Consider the following 21,199-nt stretch of genomic DNA (forward strand, 5'->3'; position numbering starts at 1 on the left):
AGGGGGGATCATGACTGAAGCTCGCCTCATCGAGCAATACGGTCCACGCGAGTCGATGGAATACGACGTCGTGATCGTCGGTGGCGGCCCGGCTGGCCTGTCCGCAGCGATCCGCCTGAAGCAGCTGGCGGCGGAACAAGGCGCTGAAATAGGCGTGTGCGTACTGGAAAAAGGCTCGGAGATTGGGGCTCATATCCTGTCGGGCGCGGTGATGGATCCGCGCGCGATCACCGAACTCATCCCCGACTGGAAGGAAAAAGGCGCGCCGCTGACGGTGGATGTGACCGAAGATAAATTCCTGTTCCTGACAGAGACGAGTTTGAAAAGCGTACCGGTCTGGGCATTGCCGGATAACTTCAAGAATCACGGCAACTATGTGATCAGCCTTGCGAATGTGACGCGCTGGCTCGGTCAGCAGGCCGAGGCGCTGGGTGTCGAGATTTTCCCGGGCTTTCCGGCCGCTGAAATCCTGTACAACGACGACGGTTCGGTTAAAGGCGTCGCCACCGGCAATCTGGGCATCGGCAAGGACGGCGAGCCGACCGAGAACTTCCAGCTCGGCATGGAACTGCACGCCAAATACACGCTGTTCTGCGAAGGCGCGCGTGGACACCTCGGCCGTCAGCTGAACGATAAATTCAAGCTGCGCGAAGGCGCCGATCCGCAGGTCTACGGGATCGGCATCAAGGAACTGTGGGAAATCGATCCGTCGAAGCACAAGCCGGGTCTGGTCATGCACACCGCCGGCTGGCCGCTGGAAAACGACACCTACGGCGGCTCGTTCCTGTATCACATGGATAACAACCAGGTGGTGGTCGGCTTCGTGGTGGGTCTGGGCTACACGAATCCGTACCTGTCGCCATTCGAGGAATTCCAGCGTTACAAGACGCATCCGGCGATTCGCGCTGTGCTCGAAGGTGGCAAGCGTGTGTCGTACGGCGCGCGGGCGATCACCGCGGGTGGCCTGATGTCGCTGCCGAAGCTGGTGTTTCCGGGCGGCGCGCTGGTCGGCGACGATGCGGGTTTCCTGAACGCATCGCGGATCAAGGGTTCGCACGCCGCGATCAAGACCGGCATGCTGGCCGCAGAAGCTGCTTTTGAAGCCGTACAGGCAGGTCGCACCAGCGACGAACTCACCGCTTATCCGGAGAGCTTCAAAACTTCGTGGCTGCACACCGAACTGCATCGCGCGCGCAACTTCAAGCAGTGGATGAGCAAGGGCCTGTACCTTGGCACGCTGATGGTCGGCATCGAGCAGAAGCTGCTGGGCGGCAACGTGCCGTGGACGCTGCATCACCAGCATTCGGATCACGAGATGCTGAAGCCCGCATCGCAGTGCAAGCCGATCGTGTATCCGAAGCCGGATGGAAAGCTGACGTTCGACCGGTTGTCTTCAGTGTTCATCTCGAACACGAACCACGAAGAAAACCAGCCGGCTCACCTGACGCTAAAAGATCCGTCCGTGCCGGTGAACGTGAACTGGCAGACGTATGCCGGTCCCGAATCGCGCTATTGCCCGGCGGCGGTGTACGAGTTCGTGAAAAACGACGACGGCAGCGAACGCCTCGTGATCAACGCGCAGAACTGCGTGCATTGCAAGACATGCGATATCAAGGACCCGACGCAGAACATCGTCTGGGTGACGCCTGAAGGCGGTGGCGGTCCAAATTATCCGAATATGTGATCGGCCGACAGCGCTTCGTTTCAAGAAGGGCGCAGCAACCAATTCAAGGAGCAACTGATGCAGAGAGAAGTCGTTGTTGTCAGTGGTGTACGCACTGCCGTCGGGAAGTTCGGCGGCAGCCTGAAGGATCTGCCACCGACTGAGCTCGGCGCGATCGTCGTGCGCGAGGTGCTGGCGCGTGCGCAGCTCGCGGGCGACCAGGTCGGCCATGTCGTGTTCGGAAACGTGATCGCGACCGAGCCCAAAGACCTCTATTTGGGGCGCGTCGCCGCGCTTAACGGCGGTGTCTCCGAAGCGACGCCGGCCTTTACCGTCAACCGGCTTTGCGGGTCGGGCCTGCAGGCCATCGTCTCTGCTGCGCAAACCATTCTGCTCGGCGACGCGGATGTTGCGATCGGCGGCGGCGCGGAGAACATGAGCCGCGCCCCGTATGTGACGCCCGATGCGCGCTTCGGTGCGCGCATGGGCGACGCCCGCCTGATCGACATGATGCTCGGCGCGCTGAACGATCCATTCCATGCCGTGCCGATGGGGGTTACCGCGGAGAACGTCGCGCGGAAGTACGGCATCACGCGTGACCAGCAAGACGCACTGGCGCTGGAATCGCACCGCCGGGCCACCCGCGCGATCTCCGAGGGACGCTTCAAGGAACAGATCCTCCCGATAACGCGGAAAGTCAAAGGCAAGGAGGTCGTGTTCGATACCGACGAGCATGTGCGTCAGGACGTCGATCTGGCGGAACTCACCGGGATGCGCCCGGTGTTCCAGAAAGAGAACGGCACGGTGACGGCCGGCAACGCCTCCGGGATCAACGACGCGGCAGCGGCGGTACTGATGATGGAGCGTAAGAAGGCCGAAGCGCTTGGACTCAAACCGATGGCACGCCTGGTGTCGTACGCGCATGCGGGTGTCGATCCTCGTTACATGGGGATCGGCCCGGTGCCTGCCACGCGCATCGCGCTGGAGCGGGCCGGCCTCACTATCTGTGAGCTCGATGTCATTGAGGCGAACGAGGCGTTTGCCGCGCAGGCGTGTGCGGTGACGCAGGAGTTGCAGCTCGATGCGGCTAAAGTCAATCCGAACGGCTCGGGCATCTCGCTCGGCCATCCGGTCGGTGCGACAGGCGCGCTGATCGCGGTCAAGGCGCTTTACGAGTTGCAGCGCATCCACGGGCGCTACGCGCTCGTGACGATGTGCATCGGTGGCGGGCAGGGCATCGCGGCCATCTTCGAGAACCTTCAGTGAACGGCACACGAGAACTTGCAGGAGACGACAGATATGGCAATTGAAACGGTAGGAATCGTCGGCGCGGGCACGATGGGCAATGGCATTGCCCAGACCGCCGCGGTGTCCGGACTGAAGGTCGTGATGATCGACCTTGCCGAGGCGGCGTTGGTGAAGGGAATGGCGACGCTTACGTCCAGCCTCGACCGGCTGGTCGCGAAAGAAAAAATCGATGCAGCCGCGCGCGATGCCGCGCTCGCCCGCATCGAGACCTCGACCGACTATCAGCGCCTTGCGAACGTCGATCTCGTGATCGAGGCCGCCACGGAAAGCACTGAACTGAAGGTGCGTATCCTGAAGCAGATCGAAGCCTCAGCTCGTGCCGACGCGATCATCGCATCGAACACCTCGTCGATCTCCATCACGGCGCTTGCATCTACGCTGTCAGATGCTTCCCGCTTCGTTGGTATGCATTTCTTCAACCCGGTACCGCTGATGCCGCTGGTGGAGATCATCCGTGGCTTGCAGACGAACGATGCCACTGTGCAGGCGATCCGCGAACTGACGACGCGGTTTGGCAAGTCGCCGATCTGCGTCAAGAACGCCCCAGGTTTTGTGGTCAACCGGATTCTGGTGCCGATGATCAACGAAGCGTTCTTCGTGCTTGCAGAGGGCGTTGCCACGGCGGAAGAGATCGACGCCGGCATGCGTCTTGGCGCGAACCACCCGATCGGCCCGCTAGCGCTCGCAGACCTCGTGGGGCTTGACGTCTGCCTGTCCGTGCTAGACGTATTCGCGAAGGATTTCGGTGACCCGAAGTACCGCGCGTGCCCGCTGCTGCGCGAATTCGTGGCCGCCGGCCGGCTTGGTCGGAAGTCTGGGCACGGTGTCTATCGCTACGACTGAGCAGCATGGCGATGAGCGAACAGCACTCGATCCGGTCGGCATGAAGGAATCGAAGGTCATCGTCGCGGTCAAAAAGGACCCGGAAGCGTTGATTTTCGGCGTCGCCGCGCCCATGTAGTCGCCCTTATTTTTTTGGAAAACCAGACAGGTATGGAATACTCAACGATCAAGGCGACGTTGTCCTTCCGTGACGAGTCGCCGAGCGTGGAATTGCCACTCTACAAGGGCACACGTGGCCCGGACGTGATCGACGTCCGCAAACTGTACGGCCAGACTGGCAAATTCACGTACGACCCGGGCTTCATGTCAACGGCGGCGTGCAATTCGGCAATCACCTACATCGACGGCGGCAAGGGCGAGCTGCTGTACCGCGGCTACCCGATCGACAATGTCGCGCAGAACGCCGACTTCCTCGAGACCTGCTATCTGCTTCTGAAGGGCGAACTGCCGAACGCGCAGCAAGCCGAAGAGTTCGTGAAGACCGTCACGAAGCACACGATGGTGCACGAGCAGATGCACTTCTTCTTCCGCGGTTTCCGTCGCGACGCGCACCCGATGGCGATTCTGGTTGCCGCAGTCGGCGCGCTGTCGGCGTTCTATCACGACTCGCTCGACATCAACAATCCGCAGCACCGTGAAATTTCCGCGATCCGCATGATCGCGAAGCTGCCGACGCTGGTGACGATGGCGTACAAGTCCACGGTGGATCAGCCGTTCGTTTATCCGAAGAACGACCTGTCGTACAGCGCGAATTTCATGCGCATGATGTTCGCGAACCCGGCGCAAGAGTACAAGGTCAACGACGTGCTGGTGCGCGCACTGGACCGTATCCTGATCCTGCACGGGGACCACGAGCAGAACGCATCGACCTCGACCGTGCGACTCGCCGGTTCGTCGGGCGCGAATCCGTTCGCGTGCATCGCAGCCGGTATCGCGTGTCTGTGGGGCCCGGCTCACGGTGGTGCGAACGAAGCGGCACTGAACATGCTGGAAGAAATCGGCTCAGTCGACAACATCCCCGAGTTCATCGCGAAGGTGAAGGACAAGGAATCCGGCGTGAAGCTGATGGGCTTCGGTCACCGCGTCTACAAGAACTACGATCCGCGTGCGAAGCTGATGCGCGAAACCTGCCACGAAGTGCTGGAAGAGCTGGGTCTGCACGACGACCCGCTGTTCAAGCTGGCTATGGCACTGGAAAAGATCGCACTGGAAGACGAATACTTCGTGTCGCGCAAACTGTACCCGAACGTCGACTTCTACTCGGGTATCGTGCAGCGCGCGCTGGGCATTCCGACGGCCATGTTCACGTGTATCTTCGCGATGGCACGTACGGTCGGCTGGATTGCACAGTGGAACGAAATGATCGCCGATCCGGAACAGAAGATTGGCCGTCCACGTCAATTGTTCGTTGGAAATGGCGCTCGCACGGTACCCGCTCGCTAGTTCGTGCGCGGACATAGTGAACTTGTCCCGGTGAGGCAGATCTGCCGTTTCGCGTGACGGAAATTCTGCTTCGCTTCATCCAATAAAGCGTTCCCAAGACGTTGAAAGAGGGGTCTATGCACATCGGAGTGCCAGCCGAGACACGCGCGCATGAAACCCGCGTCGCCGCGACGCCCGAAGCGGTCAGGAAGTACGTGACCCAGGGCCATCGGGTCACCATCCAGAGCGGCGCCGGCACCGGCGCGAGCTTTCCTGACGATGCCTTTGCCGCGGCCGGCGCGGAAATCGTCGACGCGGCCACCGCGTTCGGCGCTGATCTCATCCTCAAAGTCCAGTCCCCGACCGATGCCGAACTGCCGATGCTCAAACGCGGCGCTGTATTGGTCGGCATGCTCGATCCGTTCAACGCCGACAACGCGCTGAAACTCGCCGCGGCCGGCGTCACCGCCTTCGCGCTCGAAGCCGCACCGCGTACCACGCGTGCGCAAAGCCTCGACGTACTGTCGTCGCAGGCGAACATCGCCGGCTACAAGGCGGTGCTGCTGGCGGCGACGCTTTACCCGCGCTTCATGCCGATGCTGATGACCGCCGCCGGGACCGTGAAAGCGGCGCGCGTGCTGATTCTCGGCGCGGGCGTGGCCGGCTTGCAGGCGATCGCGACTGCCAAGCGCCTGGGCGCGGTGATCGAAGCCTCCGACGTGCGTCCGGCCGTAAAAGAGCAGATCGAATCGCTCGGCGCCAAATTTCTCGACGTGCCCTACGAAACCGACGAGGAGCGCGAAGCCGCGCAGGGCGTCGGCGGCTATGCGCGGCCGATGCCGCCTGGCTGGCTGCAACGCCAGTCGGCGCTGGTGCACGAACGCGCGAAACAGGCGGACGTGGTGATCTCGACCGCATTGATCCCGGGCCGCGCCGCGCCGACGCTGATTTCCGTCGAAACCGTCCAGGCGATGAAGCCCGGCTCGGTGCTGGTGGACCTCGCGGCCGGACGCGGCGCCGAATATGACGGCCGGCGCGGCGGCAACTGCCCGTTGACCGAAGCGGACCAGGTCGTCACTAAACACGGCGTGCAGATCGTCGGCTATACGAATCTGGCCTCCATGGTGCCCGCCGACGCGTCGTCCCTGTACGCCCGCAACCTGCTCGACTTCCTCAAGCTGATCATCACGAAGGAAGGGGCGCTGAACATCGATCTCGCAGACGACATCGTCGCGGCCACGCTGCTGGCCCGCGACGGCGAAGTCGCGCGCAAGGCCTGAAGCAAACCACCACTACATAGGAGAGCGGCGATGGAAGTCATCAACCACACCGTCATCAACCTGATCATCTTCGTGCTGGCGATTTACGTGGGCTACCACGTCGTCTGGAACGTCACGCCTGCGCTGCATACGCCGCTGATGGCCGTGACCAATGCGATCTCGGCGATCGTGATCGTCGGCGCGATGCTGGCGACGGGCCTCACGTTAGGCACGCCGGGCAAGTTCTTCGGCACGCTCGCCGTCGCGCTGGCGGCGGTCAACGTATTCGGCGGCTTTCTCGTGACAAGGCGAATGCTGGAGATGTTCCGCAAGAAAGAGCCGAAGAAGCTCCCCGCTGACAAGGCACAATCCACGACCAGGGAGAACGCGTAATGAGTCTGAACGTCGTCACGCTGCTTTATCTGGTTGCGTCGGTCTGCTTCATTCAGGCGCTCAAGGGGCTGTCGAATCCGAAGACGGCGCGCGTCGGCAACACCTTCGGCATGGTCGGGATGGCGATCGCGATCCTGACGACCCTCGTGCTGATCACCAAACAGGCTGCCGCGCTCGGCTCGAATCTCGGCCTGGGACTCGGCCTGCTGCTGGTCGCGCTGGTGATTGGCGGCGCTGTCGGTGCGTTCGTCGCCGCGCGCGTCGAGATGACCAAGATGCCGGAACTGGTCGCGGCGATGCACTCGCTGATCGGTCTCGCGGCGGTGTGCATCGCGTATGCGGTGGTGTCGGAGCCGTCGGCGTTCGGTCTGGTCGATCCCGAGAATCCGGTGCCGGGCTTCCTGCCGTATGGCAACCGCGTCGAACTGTTCATCGGCACGTTCGTCGGTGCGATTACGTTCTCCGGTTCGGTGATCGCGTTCGGCAAGCTGTCGGGCAAGTACAAGTTCCGGCTCTTCCAGGGCGCGCCGGTCGTCTATGCGGGGCAGCATCTGATCAACCTGATGCTGGCGATCGCGATGCTCGGCTTCGGCGCGATCTTCTTCCTCACGCAGTCGTGGCTGCCGTTCATCCTCATGACGGCGATCGCGTTCGCGCTCGGGGTGCTGATCATCATTCCGATCGGCGGCGCGGACATGCCGGTGGTCGTGTCGATGCTCAATTCGTATTCGGGCTGGGCGGCGGCGGGTATCGGTTTCTCGCTGAACAATCCGATGCTGATCATCGCGGGTTCGCTGGTGGGTTCGTCCGGTGCGATCCTGTCGTACATCATGTGCCGTGCGATGAACCGCTCGTTCTTCAACGTGCTTCTCGGCGGCTTCGGCAACGAACCGGGCGCAGCCGCTGCGGGTGGTGCGGCGGAACAGCGTCCGGTGAAAGCCGGTTCGGCCGACGATGCGTCGTTCATGCTCGGCAATGCCGAAACCGTGGTGATCGTGCCGGGTTACGGCTTGGCGGTGGCGCGTGCGCAGCATGCGTTGAAGGAACTCACCGACAAGCTGGTCGAGAAGGGCATCGAGGTGAAATACGCGATTCACCCGGTGGCCGGACGGATGCCGGGGCACATGAACGTGCTGCTCGCGGAAGCCGAAGTGCCGTACGACATGGTGTTCGAAATGGACGACATCAACGGCGAGTTCGGCCAGGTCGACGTGGTGCTGGTGCTCGGCGCGAACGACGTCGTGAATCCGGCGGCGAAGAACGATCCGAAGTCGCCGATTGCCGGCATGCCGATCATCGAGGCGTACAAGGCGCGTACCGTGATCGTCAATAAACGTTCGATGGCAGCGGGTTACGCCGGCCTCGACAACGACCTGTTCTACATGGACAAGACGATGATGGTGTTCGGCGATGCGAAGAAGGTGATCGAGGATATGGTGAAGTCAACGTAACATGAGCACAGATGGTCCTAGTGAAAATGGGGTCGGCATATCGATTAGAGTTGTCAGAGCAAAACGAACGGATGACCCGCGATAAGCAAGCTGAAGAGTCGCAGCGAAGCAGGCTGCAACAAGGCCGAAGTAGAGCTGCAGCCCATCGTGTTCGTCGATACCTCGAGAACGTGGCGCCAAGGGGGCGTTCATGTAGGCAAATTTGGAAGCGAGAAACAATAGGTGAAAAGCTCGCCGGGGAATTCACGAAGAATGTCATGGCCGTTCTTGATTTCGCGCCACGCTTGTCGTCAGACGCGAGCAAAATTGCCTTCCGGCTGTCCGAAAAGACGGACTTTGCTGAGTGTGCTATTACACGTGAGGCACTTGAGGCGCATTTCTGGCTGCCGCCAGGCGCCGACGAAGTCCGTACGCTCAGAACGTTTGCAGATGGCTGCGAACGCATTATGGCTGTCGCGGAAAGAAAAAGGCGGGGACGCCCCGGTCACCCGTCCGGCTGATCATTGCTGACTTCCTCGCCAAGCGCTAGGCCGCCGGTAGACGACGGTTGGGCCGCAAACTGCCGATTGCTCGTGCATCGGAGCTCGAGTTCGCGAAGGACTGGCACCACAGCAAGAAAAGCACGACCGTTCAAATGTTGCTTCTTGGCACCTATGGTGTGGTGTTGCGTTGGTTTGGTTTTTCAGGTTTTGTTATATTTCAACGGGTAAGGCGGCCGAGTTATCCACAGGCTATTCCCTTTTTAGGAGTTGCCTGTTGCGCGCAGGCGGCCCCCATATTTGTTGCGTTTCTCGTGGCGGAGCGACGCAACAGGATTTCGCCTGACATCGCTCACTTGCCGCCCAGGTGTTGCACGCCCGGCTTTACGCCGGCTGGCCGATTTGCGTCTTGGGGTTCACGCCGAGGCGCCACAGCACGTCGATGTTTTTGAGATAGACGGCGACGTCTGCGCGTGATGTATGGATGATCGAATGTTCCTGACCTTCCGCGGTATCGATCTGCGCGGTCCACGGGTCCTCCAGGCACTGGCAGATGTCGTTGATCTCGTCGCGATACTGTTCCAGTCTGTCCGCTTCCCAGTTCCGCGCAACGTCGGGTTCCAGCAGAACAGTCAGTACACCTTTTCTTTCCCCGATATACCGTACAGGGGGAAGCAGACCACTGATGTACATAACCATTATCGCGTCGATCACGCGGTCGTCGTGATCTTCATCCCAGACGACGGCGAAATCGAGAAACGCACACCGGTCGATCCGGTTCAGCAACTCGTCGTGCCACACCGGCGCGCGAAGCACCGAGTAATGGGTGCCACGGCCGAGCTTGCCCACCGGGTGGGTTTCGTCGTACAGGGTCTGGAAGAAGTGGCAATAGGACATCTGATGCTCCTTTCGGGAGGGAGGCAGCGTTCGGTTCGCTGTGAACCCGCGCTGTTTCGTAGCCTGGAGGATTCGGTAAGCACTATCGGTTGACCTTTTTCCCACCTTGCTGTGCCGGCATGGCCGAGACCGGTGCCGTCGGTATCGCGCCGCATTCTGCAAGCCTGTCACGGGCATCCCGGTGATGCGCATAGAACGTCGCCCACTTGCTGAAGCCGCCGAGTTCGCCGACGGCGCGCAGCATGGCAAGGTGCGAAGCGGTCAACAGTTGCACTGTGGCTTCAAGTTCGGCAATCCGGGCATCCTTGTCGGCAAGCGATGCCGCGGTATCTGCTCCGGACCGCTTGGAAACAAGTCCGCGCCAGCGTCGGTAGTCGGCCTGCCGCTGCTGATATTCAGCAAGCAGTCTGCTGCGCGACTCGCTGCGGGTGATCGACGATGCTGCCTTGATGGACGGATGTAGTCGTGCAACGGCGCGCGCGGTGATGTCTTCGTCATCAGCCAGCAGTGTTTCCAGAATCTTGCGCATCTGGTCGTCGACGCTGGATGGTGCGGTCTCGTTCGGTTCAGTCATCAAGTACTCCGCGTTGCCGGGGCAGTGACAGGTCAACGCCGTCAGGATAGGGATGTTCACCAGGCGGCGTCGCGAGGAGCTTCTGTACGCCGGCCAGCCGCTTTTCGGCATGATCGAGCTGGTTTCTCCAGCCAACGCTCGTTGAAGGACGGGCCCTGATCGTCTCTAGTGCCCGCGCGAACTTGCCCTCGAGCCGGATCAGATTCTGCCGGTGCTCCGGCAGGTCGGTCGCCGAGAGATGGCGGCAGTCGGCGAAGCACTCGAGATGCCTCGGGCAAGGGTCGACAGTGAACGAGTTCAGACAGTGCCCGTAGGGGGTGGCGTGGAAGCCGTCCGCTTCCGCACGCAGGTAGTCGTACGCAGCGGCGTCGCCCTCGGTGGCCTGGATGTGCATGAACGCGTCAACGATCGGTCCGCTGGCCTTGCCGCCCTTGATGAGTCTGGCAACCGTGCTGGCTTTCTCGCCGAGCATGATCTCGACGTCCTCCGGAATCTCAATCTGCTCGAGATCCTCAGCAAGGCTACGGTGATCGTATTCATAGCTCTGGGCAACACTGCGCCGGTTGAACCGCTTCGAGATGATCGTGTCGGCCACGCCGAGCCGGAACAGCTCGGTGTTTTGCAGATGGCGCAACATGTGCGCCTCAATCTTCATGACGCGGTCTTCATCCGTTTCACCATACTTAGCGAACAGGTTTGGCACAGCACCATCGTCTAGCAGGCCATCTTGGATAAATTCGGGATCCGGGCGGCTTACGGCAATATAGCGGGATACGTCACACAGGCCATCGTTGCGCTCTTCAGCAAGTGAGCGCTTCGGTTGCACGAAGAGAAGCTCCCAAGTCTGGACGGACCCAACGGCCAGCGGCAAGGGAGTGATGTCGGACACCTTGGATGGTGTCGCGCGCCGGATGTGTTCCTCAAGCTCGCCGACATGCACATATGTATCGTGCCAGTTCATACGTTCGGTAGGCCATCCTCGGTTGCTAGTGGGGGCAATAGTCGAGCCGTTTGAACGGCGGAAGCACAGTTCGATATCTCCGCCTCGCATTTTGTCCAACAGTCTCTTGCCAAACTGATATACGGCCATGTCAAGCCCGTTCACGCCATCTCTTTGCTTCTGCCGCTGATAGTTGTGTATATCAGCAAACACACCCGGCCCGAAACCTTCCCGATAGCGCTCGATGAACAGCTGCCGTTCAATATTCAACCAGAACGGGTTACCCGTGAGACGCGGGTAGATTTCGACGAAAGGCACGACACTGTCTACCGGATACCATGGCAGCAACCGACCTGTTTCGCATTGCAGCTTCAGTGTCGCGCGCAGCGGTTCCGTTATCCTGGCCACGTGGTCAAGGCTCTCTGTCAGCAGAGTCTGGAACATCTCTGGCACCGGCTGCGTCTCTTCACGCAGGATGCGGCTGTCCGATTCATCATCCTGCTGCTTTTCCGCGAAGTGCCGCAACATCAGGGATCTTGAAATGCCCCCGGCGTCGCCAGCCCGCCGTCCTTTTGCATCCAGATAGACGCGCTCCCGCTTCCAGTCAACGGGGAGCAGCGCAACTTCACCTGCACGCAGGCCCGTCACGATCAGGGTACGCACCGCCGCAAACCGTAGATGATCCATGAATGTGCGCGGCGTTTCGGTCATCACGATGCGCGTCAGCTCCCAGAACGCCCGGCGTTCGGGCAGGCGCTCGCGGCGCTTGCGGGCCTCGAGATCATCGCGAAGCTCGTCAGGTGACCATGTATGTTTGGCCCTGATCGCGCTTTTGCCTTTCATCCGCGGAACGGCAAGCGCCGGATACAACGGGCTGGCGTCGCAGATGTGCTGGGCGTCGAGCACAATCTTGACGATGCCCGCAACTGCTGCCCCCAGTTTCCCCGAGGCCTGGACAGCCGTGCCAATGCGGACGGCAACATGCAGGTCATCAACTGTTAGCGCCCACGGCTCCTTGTCCACGCACGTTGCAATGATCCGCAGAGGGCGTGCGACGCATTGCATTACGTGAGCAACGGTGTTGCGCCTGAACAGCAGCTGCTCGGCAACCGCGGCCTTGACGAGGTCCTGCCATGCGGCGGTCAACGGTCGCCTCGCCAGCGGCGCAAGACCACTTTCAATGCGCTCCTTGTTGAGGATCGCCAGCGTCTTCACGTCCGGGCCGAGGTCCCGCAGGTAGTAAGTCGGTGGCGGCACGTCGCCGGCGGTGACCGTCAGGTTCCAGCCTGTGTCATCCTGCGCGGAACCGAGCTTGTTGAGAGGCATCGCCCAGCGCAGACCCTTTTCGCGAACGAGAGCCTTACCCAGCTCGATAAACGCAGAGTAATGGGGATTCATTGATCCTCGTTTTCAAGTTCGGCTATGACCGCCTGTATCTCGGCGATCGTACTTTGCAACTGCAGATAGGTCGGAGACCGTGTGTCGCCACGCGAGCTTTGCTCGAAGAACATCACCACCTCGCGCATCGAGGCTAGCACGCCCTCGTGCATCGCCTTGTCATGCAGGGGCATGAACTTCCTGCATCCATAGCACGACGTCACCGGGTTATAGGGGCACGCGGGCTGTCCAGAAGTGCAGGCGCCGATGCCTGCAATCGGAATGCCGTGAGGCACGCCGGCGATCTGCTGGTCACCCTTGAGTTGGGTGAGTTCTTTCGGGGAGATGAACCGGTCGTGCGCGATCCTTGCCACCCGCCGGTACACATCCGACGCGCCGAGCGCGCGGTTGACCCGCTCGGCGTGCGAGGCCGACGTCCGGAAGTACGCCAGTCCGGTCTGGACGTACGAATGCCCCATGAATTCAGCGAGCTCCTCGTGGCTGGCACCTGCATCAACGAGCCGTTGGGCTGCTGTATGCCGCAAATCTGTGGCTGAGCCCCGATCATCGGAACCGATCAGCTTACGCACCAGTGCAGCGATGCGAGCCCCAGCCTCGGCGATCGATTGCACATTGAAGAAGCGCGCGTTCCCCGCGGCTCCGTCGAGCCGCCGCCATTTATCCAGCACAACGAATACCGGTGCCCACTCACGCTTGACCCGACGCGTAAGCGGGCGTCTCTTCGAGTTACTTCGCTGCTTTGCCATGTGGAAGGTCAGGTGAACGGTCGGCGGCCCACCAGGAGCGTCATGCCAGATGCGAACGTTCCGCATATGTAGCATCGCGATCTGGATGGGCCGCATGGCGAATTGATAGGCGCAAAGCAACATGCCTGCGTCGAGGATCGTTTCGGCCGAAGAAGCCGAGACTGCCGACGACCCAAGCGCCGCAACCAGCTCATCCAAGTGCCTCACAATTGCCGCTTCCTCATCGACAGACAGGAAGACGTCCCCTGAGCGCACCCCTGCATGGGCATCGCTTGCCGGTCCCGGCAGGGAAGAGTGTACGAATTCCTCGTAGGTTGGCGACCAGCCGCATAGCCTATGGGCACACAGTAGCCGCAGCAGCGTCTTGGCGAAGCGGTATGCATCCGGAGGCAGGTCGCGGGCTCGTATGATGGTCCACTCGCGACTGATCCTGTGTGGACCGGCACCCACCAGTTTCTCGACTTCTTCAACCGGGAAGTGGGTCGCGCCGCCTGCTGCCTTGAAGGCGGACGCAACATGAAGTCCTTCACCAAGCAGATACAGGAAGAGCTGTTTTACCAGCATGCCATATGCTGCCGGATAGCGGACAAAGTCCAGCTTGTGGATTCGTCCGTATATCAACAATCTGAACGCTTCCGCTTTGTCAGGCGAGGCAATGGAACGGATGACGTCATCGAACTCGTCGTAGTAGCGGATAACCGGAGGGAGCTTGGGAAGCGAAGAGACAACGCTGGCAATGTGCCCATCACCATCGAGAGCGGCATGAGCGGGACGTTGACCAGAATGCTGACTCATCGTCACAGTCCTTTCGGGATGGCGCGAAGCAACGCTACACGTTCGTCGAAGCTGTCGTTCCAAACGTCGGCAAGCCGGTCTTCGAATACGGCCCGTGCATAGCGTGAAGGCATGACAGATTTTTTGGACCAACCGAAGAAGGTTCGCACCTTCTGCAAGTCCTCGTCCATTGCGTCACCCTGTTCAAGCAGTTGATGAAGCCGCATAACCACGCTCGTGTGCCTCAAGTCGTGAGGGGTGACTGCATCCTTGTTGCAGCGGTCGATCAATTCCTCACGCACCGCGGAGGGCAATGCATCTGAAGCCTTGCGAAACGCCTTCGTCAGCGATTCAGTCGCCAGGGGATTGTCGAGATACGAACTGAGCAGGAAGGGATGACTGGGGCGGCCACGGTAGTTTTCGACGTAGGTTTGAACCAGTTGCGCCGTCACCTGACTGACAGGAATCTGGCGCACAGAATGAACGTTTTTGATGCCTGGCTTCGAGTACCTCGAGTCAATCGTTTCCTCAGCCTCGTCGTCCTCGTATTCGTTTTGCTGCACATTGATCCAATGACGGAGCATTTGCCGCTTTTTCTCGAAACCGGATTTCACGCAGTCGGCCGTCAGCAACAGCAGCTCGCCGCGTCGCAGGCCTTGATGCAGCATGAGCACAAAGGCGACGTAAATGCGCCAGCGCGTCTTGCCATTCTTGAAGGGATTCCGGTTTGACTCCGGATCCAGCATTTCGTAAAGAGCTTCAACGACGGAAGACGGCAGCGAGCGAATGGTCTCGACATGGCCGCTTTTCCGCACGTGCAGTTGACCGTATAAGGTCGACAGCCGGTGCAACCGAGCCACCACATCGCACAGCCGACTGTCCGGAATCCGGCTTTTGGACAGCCAGGTCAGCACGTCGGTCACAAACACGAGGCCGGCGTGCCAGCGCAACTCGTCGGCTCTGGTCGCTCTCGGCCGGTTCCGGATCACAACAAACCATGACTCGAGGACGTCAGCCAGCGCCCGGTCGTTCATCTCAGCCAGCGCATCATCCAGGCCATTGACGCCGAGAATGCCGTCCGCGTGGCGGTACAGGTCTTCGATGTATCGAAGCGCGCCCGTTTGAGTGGATTCGGCAAGATGTCCCATCGAAACCAGCATCCACACGTTGGCCCAGTATCGAGGGACGGCGGAATCGTCCACGAGCGCGACGCCGCGTAGACGACCAGGCACAAGCGGATTCGAGAGCTGCAAAAAAGCCATGAATTCGCGCAACAGCAAAAGGTACGCAATCCTACGTCGCTGTTGCTGACGACTTGATGACAGACGCCCGATGGGCGCAACAGTAAAAAAGGTACCTCTGATGTTGATAATTTCTTTTATGCAAAATCCGCGAACGGCAGGGAAGCCCCCAGCTCTCTGTGCCATGCGGTCACCAAATGGTACACGCTTCAACGCTGGCGCTATGCCTGCAGCCGCAGCGGCGCTGAGGCCTTAACTGCCGTCATAGCATCTTCGGTGTAAGGGAGGCGTGGGAGGCGCAGCCGAGATAACACCCGTTATCGCGGCGAAGTCCGTCCGGTGCGCCGATGCTGATCATCTCCTGCTTGTGTTCAGCCGAGGACCCGGCACGGTGCGGACTAATCTTATTTTTCTAACTTGTCCTCAAGACTTCTTTGAATGAGGGCGCGCATCGATTTACTTCGCTTCACATGCGCTAGCCGCATGACTGCGCTAGTGCTCGGTGTCCGGTTCATTGAGCGTAGCTCTTGTACGGCCCAAACCACACGACGTTGGGGTAGAGCGAGCCTGGCACTTCGTACTTGTTGGCTAAGTTCGTGATCGAATTTTAGGGTCACTTTGATCATCGCAACCGAGAGGCGCGCACGATTGCCCAGTTCTGCATAAGATATGGCGGCAGGGAAGCCGTCAGCGGCGAGCGCTGACCGTAAAGCATCGCGGATGACCGCCGTCTGCGCCGTCTGATACCTCTTTGCGTTGGTACGTGCTGAACTCGGACCAGGTTGTTCCACTTCTTGCCGTCTTTCGTCCAGACAAGCGTTTTGTGAAAGTTTTGCACAATAGTCGCTGAGCCATATCGAATCGCGTATGCGAGCCCGTACTCCCGCGCGGCTTCGGATGGCCGGCTTTATTAGATCTGTCTTCGTCCCCCTTGAGGCGTAGGGTCTTTTCAGCAACTGCCGGATGGACGCCCGATCCGCGTTCACGGTAGGCGCTGCGGGAAACGCGTGGCTGTGCGGAAAGTGGCGGCGTAACCAGCTTGAGTCGCGAAGCCTGACGTTCCAATAGTGCAGGGCGCCATTATCGCCTGAAGAAATCCAACGATTTTCGCTGGCGCGTTGTAGCAGGAACGCTCGGGAATTGCTAACAGAAGGTGCGGCGCTGCTTAAGGAATTTTTTCTATTCTTCGACACCGCCGCCCGCACCTTGAACTTGCTGGAACACTGACTAGCGGTCTCAAACTCAATATTCAGTGCGGCCAGAAGAGCGCAGCATTGCACCGAGCGATAATTTTGGAACTTTTCGACCTCTGGAATCCACACCATGTCCGCCTCGGTTACGGCATTCTTCAGTGTATAACGATCACCGGTCAAAAATTCGCCATACGCGTCTTGCATAACCCGTCTGCAGTTTGCAGGACCGATGGCCGTCCGGAGGAACGCACGCATTTGAGCGCGGGTGCATATAGGCGTACCAGATACCAGTGCGTCAGCGCTAACCTTCATCAGCTTTCCCCGGACGTCGGACACTTCACGCAGAGTGACGCTAGCGGACAAATCGTATCCGCAGATGCATGTCATTCGGAGTAACTTAATCACGCCTTCGGCAAGCGCTGTGGGTGATCTGCCGCACCTCGGGCAGGCCGAAAGAAGACGGACGCTATGCTCGGGGCAACACATGACATTTGGCAGTTGGTGCACACGATGCCAATAGGGCTCGCCTGCCGTCTGGACATCGCAGGACAAACATTCCGGGCAGAATCGGATGCCGGCGGCGGCGCGGTATTGTTGTGCGACTTGTGCTAGTTTTCGTATGGGTTGACCGCGATCGCCGCAGAGAATCGGAAGCGCTTCTGTACCCGGTAAGATGCCTTCTGCAGGACCCCCTGCATCGAAGGCGAGCCAGTAGGGCAAGGTCGTTCGCTCCAGCAATACCTGCTCGTAACTCTTTGCCCCCAAGAGCTTGATTAACGCATCCAATGCAGGCGTAAAGTCGGGGATGTCGAATACCTTCGTCTCTGATGACTTGATACCCACGTCGCGTAGGAGAGCATGCCATGCCCCTTGACCGTTGTGTAATTCGTTTCGCGCGAGCCACGATCCGAAGAGTTCGTCGTGGTAGGGCGCGAGTGTAAAGGGAAGTGACATCACAGAGTACCTTTCCGATGCTCTGCAGCTATCGTAGGGAACGGTGTAATTGTGCGAGTGTCGCTCGGCCCGTTTGCCCAGCGCGGCAAACGCACGGAGTTGGTCGCTGCAAACACCAGTAGCCCATTTGGAGGCTGTGAAGATCTCGAAACGTGTACAGGCCGGCCACGACGCACAGTTTTTTCGAGGCACAAGTTATATTCACCGAGAGCGTGCATTGGTGAGACGTGCGGATGTTTAATTTTGACGGTCTCGAACGACGTCCCGTAACAGATAGCAATGGAGTCCGCTCGGGGCAGGAACCGGATGCCAGCGCCAACGGTGCAGCCTTGTAATACGGGCGTCCGGAAGGAGCGCAAGGTGCCGGCAACATCGCTGTTCGGGGTATCGTGCTTTCCGTTTGGCCTGCCGCTTGGACCTCCAGCCAGTAGGGCAAAGTCGCGCGCTCCAGGAGAACCTGCTCATAACCTTGGGCATCTAATATCTTGAAAAGAGCCGCGATGCTAGGAGGAAAGTTCGGAATGTAGAAAGTATGCGCATCCGAAGACCGAACGCGTACTTCGCGCAGAAGGACACGCCGCGCTCCCAGTCCATTGTGCAATGCGTTTCGGGCAATCCAGGATTTATTCACTGTCACGGCTGACTTAGAAAGATCTGGATTCCTGACATGCAGACTGAAAATAATCAGGTACATTTCGTTCAATATCTCTTTGAGCCCATGATTCGCCGCCCAATCGCGTTTTCACCACGAAGCGGACTATTTCGAGATGGCGCGAGAAGAATCGTAAGGTTTCCTTCCGTAGGCAAATGAGGTTTTCCGTTAAGCGCTGTCACGGGCTTCTTTCCTCAACCACGTCTTTGATCAGGTCGGAGTTCTGTTTGTTCCGTGTAATTCGGGCAACGACGGTAACCGACGCTATGGATAACGGCATCCCTTGCCCGTGGATCATCCTGACAGCCCATTCAATACGACGTCGAGGGAGTGCCTCTTTCGCATGCTGAACGTCGAGGGCAAGGTCGCTGTCCTGTTTCAACGTTCTCTTTGTCATTGATACGGTCATTCCGGCCCTGGTCGCAAGTGTCCGGATTGTGATGCGGCTTGGAGGGGGGGGCATCGCCGCTAACCGCGGTCAAGGCGTTGCGAAGCACGCTGACCATGCGGGAGACGACCGCCAAACCTGCGACTGGCGGAACAGTTGTCTGTAACCGGGGTTGAACGACAGGGCCCACGCGGAAGTCGAAATACCGGCGTCGCTGTTTTTCAAACCAGGTGGTGTCCCGGATTGCGGCTCTCCTCCCTGCAACGGTCTGTGCAATCAGCCGCCAGTGGTAGGTTCTTGTAGAACCATCCGGTATGGAACGATTGGCAGACCAGCGAATCAATTCGCGGTCTTTCTGCATCGAAGGTACTTCGGTAAAATGGCTTTGCGGGAAGTTCTGGCGTAGCCATTCGCTATCGAGTAGGCGAAGCACCCAGTAGTTCAATCCGTCTCTTGACGCGGACTCGCTTGGAGCAGTCCGTGCGCGTTGCAGCATCACTTTCCGTGCGGCTTCGATAGATGGAGCATTTCTCGGTCTGCCGCAATCAACCCGGGCATCCTGGCGATTGCGAGTTGCTACGGCATCGCGCTGCGCGGAACGAAAGTCTATGTTCATTGCAGCTAGTAGTGCGCAGCAATCGTTTGCACGGAGTTGTGAGAAATGTCCGGAGGTTGAAAGCCACAGCCAGTCGTCACGGTCTGGAAGCGCCGGGGGAAGGGTAGCTGTTAGGAAGCGATCTCTATAAGCTTCGTCGATTATTGGTCTGAGTTCACGAGAGCGCACGCGTGATCGAAGGAACGCTCGTATCTCTGTGCGGCTACAGGCTGGCTGGCGAGCAATCAACGCATCGCGGCTGATAATCGCGAGCTTCATCCAGGAACTCGTCTTGTCAACCGGGACGGCTGACTTATTGAGTTCGCAGCCGCACTCGCATTTCGTCAGCGGGAGGGGGATGCGACCGGTATGATCTGGTATGTAGGCGCGTCCACAGCGAGCGCAGCAGGTTCGCAATAGCACGTGATGATCAGGACAGCATGTCACATTGGGTAACTGATGCGCTCGATGCCAGTATGGCTCGCCGACAGTCAGGATGTCTTCGTCTAGGCATCGGGGGCAAAACCGGATTCCCGCCCATGCCCTGTACCGCCGGGCCATTGCTGAAACTCTTTTTATGATGCCTTTGCGCGTACCAAGCACAGGAAGCAGACTGGTGCCCAGCAATGTGCCGCTATCTGGCGCACCGGCGTCAAACGCGAGCCAGTAAGGCAACGTCGTGAGGTCCAGCAATACCCGTTCATAGCTCTCCATGCCGATACTTTGCAGGAACGCTTCCATTGGGATGGAGTAAGTCGGTATGTCAAATACGTAAGCGTCTGATCGCAACCCGAAACCGGCTTCATGTAGAGCGGCATGCCACCAGCCATCGCCATTATGAAGGCGGATACGCGCAATCCATGAACCGAGAATCTCATCGGGGCGAGGAGGAAGCCAGAAGGGCGGGGCAGACACGATGTATTCATTCCGGGCGTGAGCGTGATAAAGACGTGGTTCGGTTGGCATTGCCTCCGCCGTTTTTTCGTCACTCGTACTTCAACAAGGGATTCTCAACGGGAAAAATGGGATCGGTGGTTTCTGCGGCTTTCTTTTTTCCTTTACCGGTCTCAAGGTGCGCTTTGCCGTCCGGCGGGTCAAACCGGCCCACGCTGCAAGGCTCCCGACGGTCACCCGGGCGGGAGAGTCTTCGCCTGTCATCACGGTGCGGGTCCGGGCTGGGAAAGCTGTCCCACTGGGTCCACTGGCCATACGCTGCCTTGATGACCGGTCCAAGCTCGCGAGAGTGTAGGCGTGATCGGAGAAAGGCGTGCATTTGGGAGCGACTGCACACCGGCAGGCGGGCCAGCAGAGCGTCACGGCTCACAATCGCCAGTTTTTGCCGGACGTCCGCCTTGCCCGCCCGAATGGCGACCTCATTCAGTTTCAACCCGCATTCGCAGTTCAGTCTTGGGAGGGGAATGCGACCGATTTCATCCGGTATGCAGGCCCGGCCACAGCGAGGACAGCAGGTCTGCAGGCGAACGCGATGATCCGGACAGCATGTCACGTTGGGCAACTGATGCGCACGGTGCCAGTATGGTTCACCGACGGTCCGGACGTCCTCGTCCAGGCACCGAGGGCAAAACCGGATTCCGGCCCGTGCCCTGTACCGTCTTGCCATCGCTGAGACACTGCGTACGACACCTTTGCGCGTGCCAAGCAAGGGAAGTAGATTGGTACCAGGCAGAAAGCCGCTATCTGGCGGGCCGGCGTCAAACGCAAGCCAGTAAGGCAGCGTCGTAAGGTCCAGCAGGACCTGTTCGTATCCAGCCATTCCGATGCGCCGAAAGAACGCTTCGATCAAGGGCGAGTAGGCCGGGATGTCGAACACATATGCATCCGAGCGTGGTCCATAACCTGCATTGCGCAAGGCAACCCACCACCAGCCATCGCTGTTATGCAGTCGGAGACGTGCAAGCCATGACCCGAGAATTTCGTCGGGATGAGGAGCGAGCCGGAAGGGCAGGGAAGACACGATCAATCCCATTTACAGGTGCAATACGTCGAGGGGCGCATCGGGCAGGACGCC

Annotated in this window: 16 protein-coding genes; 9 read left to right on the top strand and 7 right to left on the bottom strand. The window is 59.6% G+C overall.

Features of this window, described 5'->3' with window-relative positions; translation table 11 throughout:
- Nucleotides 1–10 precede the first annotated feature (10 nt).
- The 9 genes from WN982_RS25870 (at nt 11) to WN982_RS25910 (ending at nt 8,839) form a co-directional block, all read left to right on the top strand.
- Nucleotides 11–1,684 (top strand): electron transfer flavoprotein-ubiquinone oxidoreductase, encoded by a 1,674-nt coding sequence (locus tag WN982_RS25870; RefSeq protein WP_341318467.1) that lies wholly within the window; start codon nt 11–13, stop codon nt 1,682–1,684.
- A 57-nt stretch (nt 1,685–1,741) separates the two neighbouring features.
- A complete protein-coding gene (bktB, locus tag WN982_RS25875) occupies nt 1,742–2,929 on the top strand; it encodes a beta-ketothiolase BktB (protein ID WP_341318468.1) in 1,188 nt (395 codons plus the stop codon).
- A 33-nt stretch (nt 2,930–2,962) separates the two neighbouring features.
- On the top strand, nt 2,963–3,814 hold the full coding sequence (locus tag WN982_RS25880; protein ID WP_341318469.1) for a 3-hydroxybutyryl-CoA dehydrogenase: 852 nt from the start codon (nt 2,963–2,965) through the stop codon (nt 3,812–3,814).
- Nucleotides 3,795–3,932 (top strand): hypothetical protein, encoded by a 138-nt coding sequence (locus WN982_RS25885; RefSeq protein ID WP_341318470.1) that lies wholly within the window; start codon nt 3,795–3,797, stop codon nt 3,930–3,932. The genes WN982_RS25880 and WN982_RS25885 overlap by 20 nt, the downstream gene beginning before the upstream one ends.
- 32 nt (nt 3,933–3,964) lie before the next feature.
- Entirely contained in the window at nt 3,965–5,257 is a 1,293-nt protein-coding gene (gltA, locus tag WN982_RS25890; RefSeq protein ID WP_341318471.1) for a citrate synthase, read from the top strand.
- A 116-nt stretch (nt 5,258–5,373) separates the two neighbouring features.
- The gene (locus WN982_RS25895) at nt 5,374–6,516 is read left to right on the top strand and encodes a Re/Si-specific NAD(P)(+) transhydrogenase subunit alpha (RefSeq protein WP_341318472.1); all 1,143 of its coding nucleotides are present in this window, start codon (nt 5,374–5,376) and stop codon (nt 6,514–6,516) included.
- A 30-nt stretch (nt 6,517–6,546) separates the two neighbouring features.
- Nucleotides 6,547–6,888, top strand: coding sequence for an NAD(P) transhydrogenase subunit alpha (locus WN982_RS25900; RefSeq protein ID WP_341313219.1), 342 nt, complete (start codon nt 6,547–6,549; stop codon nt 6,886–6,888).
- Entirely contained in the window at nt 6,888–8,339 is a 1,452-nt protein-coding gene (locus tag WN982_RS25905) for an NAD(P)(+) transhydrogenase (Re/Si-specific) subunit beta (protein ID WP_341318473.1), read from the top strand. The genes WN982_RS25900 and WN982_RS25905 overlap by 1 nt, the downstream gene beginning before the upstream one ends.
- A gap of 257 nt (nt 8,340–8,596) precedes the next feature.
- On the top strand, nt 8,597–8,839 hold the full coding sequence (locus tag WN982_RS25910; RefSeq protein WP_341318474.1) for a DUF1488 family protein: 243 nt from the start codon (nt 8,597–8,599) through the stop codon (nt 8,837–8,839).
- Between the two features lie 363 nt (nt 8,840–9,202).
- Here WN982_RS25910 and WN982_RS25915 read toward each other — a convergent pair whose 3' ends face one another.
- From WN982_RS25915 to WN982_RS25945, 7 genes are all read right to left on the bottom strand, one after another.
- Nucleotides 9,203–9,715: a hypothetical protein gene (locus WN982_RS25915; RefSeq protein WP_341318475.1), complete on the bottom strand. Its 513-nt coding sequence runs from the start codon at nt 9,713–9,715 to the stop codon at nt 9,203–9,205.
- Between the two features lie 82 nt (nt 9,716–9,797).
- On the bottom strand, nt 9,798–10,289 hold the full coding sequence (locus tag WN982_RS25920; protein ID WP_341319423.1) for a hypothetical protein: 492 nt from the start codon (nt 10,287–10,289) through the stop codon (nt 9,798–9,800).
- Nucleotides 10,282–12,627, bottom strand: coding sequence for a hypothetical protein (locus WN982_RS25925; RefSeq protein ID WP_341318476.1), 2,346 nt, complete (start codon nt 12,625–12,627; stop codon nt 10,282–10,284). Before WN982_RS25925 ends, WN982_RS25920 begins: the two co-directional genes overlap by 8 nt.
- Nucleotides 12,624–14,168: a site-specific integrase gene (locus tag WN982_RS25930; protein ID WP_341318477.1), complete on the bottom strand. Its 1,545-nt coding sequence runs from the start codon at nt 14,166–14,168 to the stop codon at nt 12,624–12,626. Before WN982_RS25930 ends, WN982_RS25925 begins: the two co-directional genes overlap by 4 nt.
- Before the next feature lie 2 nt (nt 14,169–14,170).
- Complete coding sequence (locus tag WN982_RS25935; protein WP_341318478.1) at nt 14,171–15,574, bottom strand: site-specific integrase; 1,404 nt, start codon at nt 15,572–15,574, stop codon at nt 14,171–14,173.
- Nucleotides 15,575–15,792: 218 nt separating this feature from the next.
- Entirely contained in the window at nt 15,793–16,785 is a 993-nt protein-coding gene (locus tag WN982_RS25940) for a hypothetical protein (RefSeq protein ID WP_341318479.1), read from the bottom strand.
- Between the two features lie 3,370 nt (nt 16,786–20,155).
- Nucleotides 20,156–21,157 carry a TniQ family protein gene (locus tag WN982_RS25945; protein ID WP_341318480.1) on the bottom strand — a complete coding sequence of 334 codons (1,002 nt, stop codon included), beginning with the start codon at nt 21,155–21,157 and terminating at the stop codon, nt 20,156–20,158.
- Nucleotides 21,158–21,199: the final 42 nt, after the last annotated feature.

Source organism: Paraburkholderia sp. IMGN_8, from assembly GCF_038050405.1.
In the GTDB taxonomy this organism is placed as follows: domain Bacteria; phylum Pseudomonadota; class Gammaproteobacteria; order Burkholderiales; family Burkholderiaceae; genus Paraburkholderia.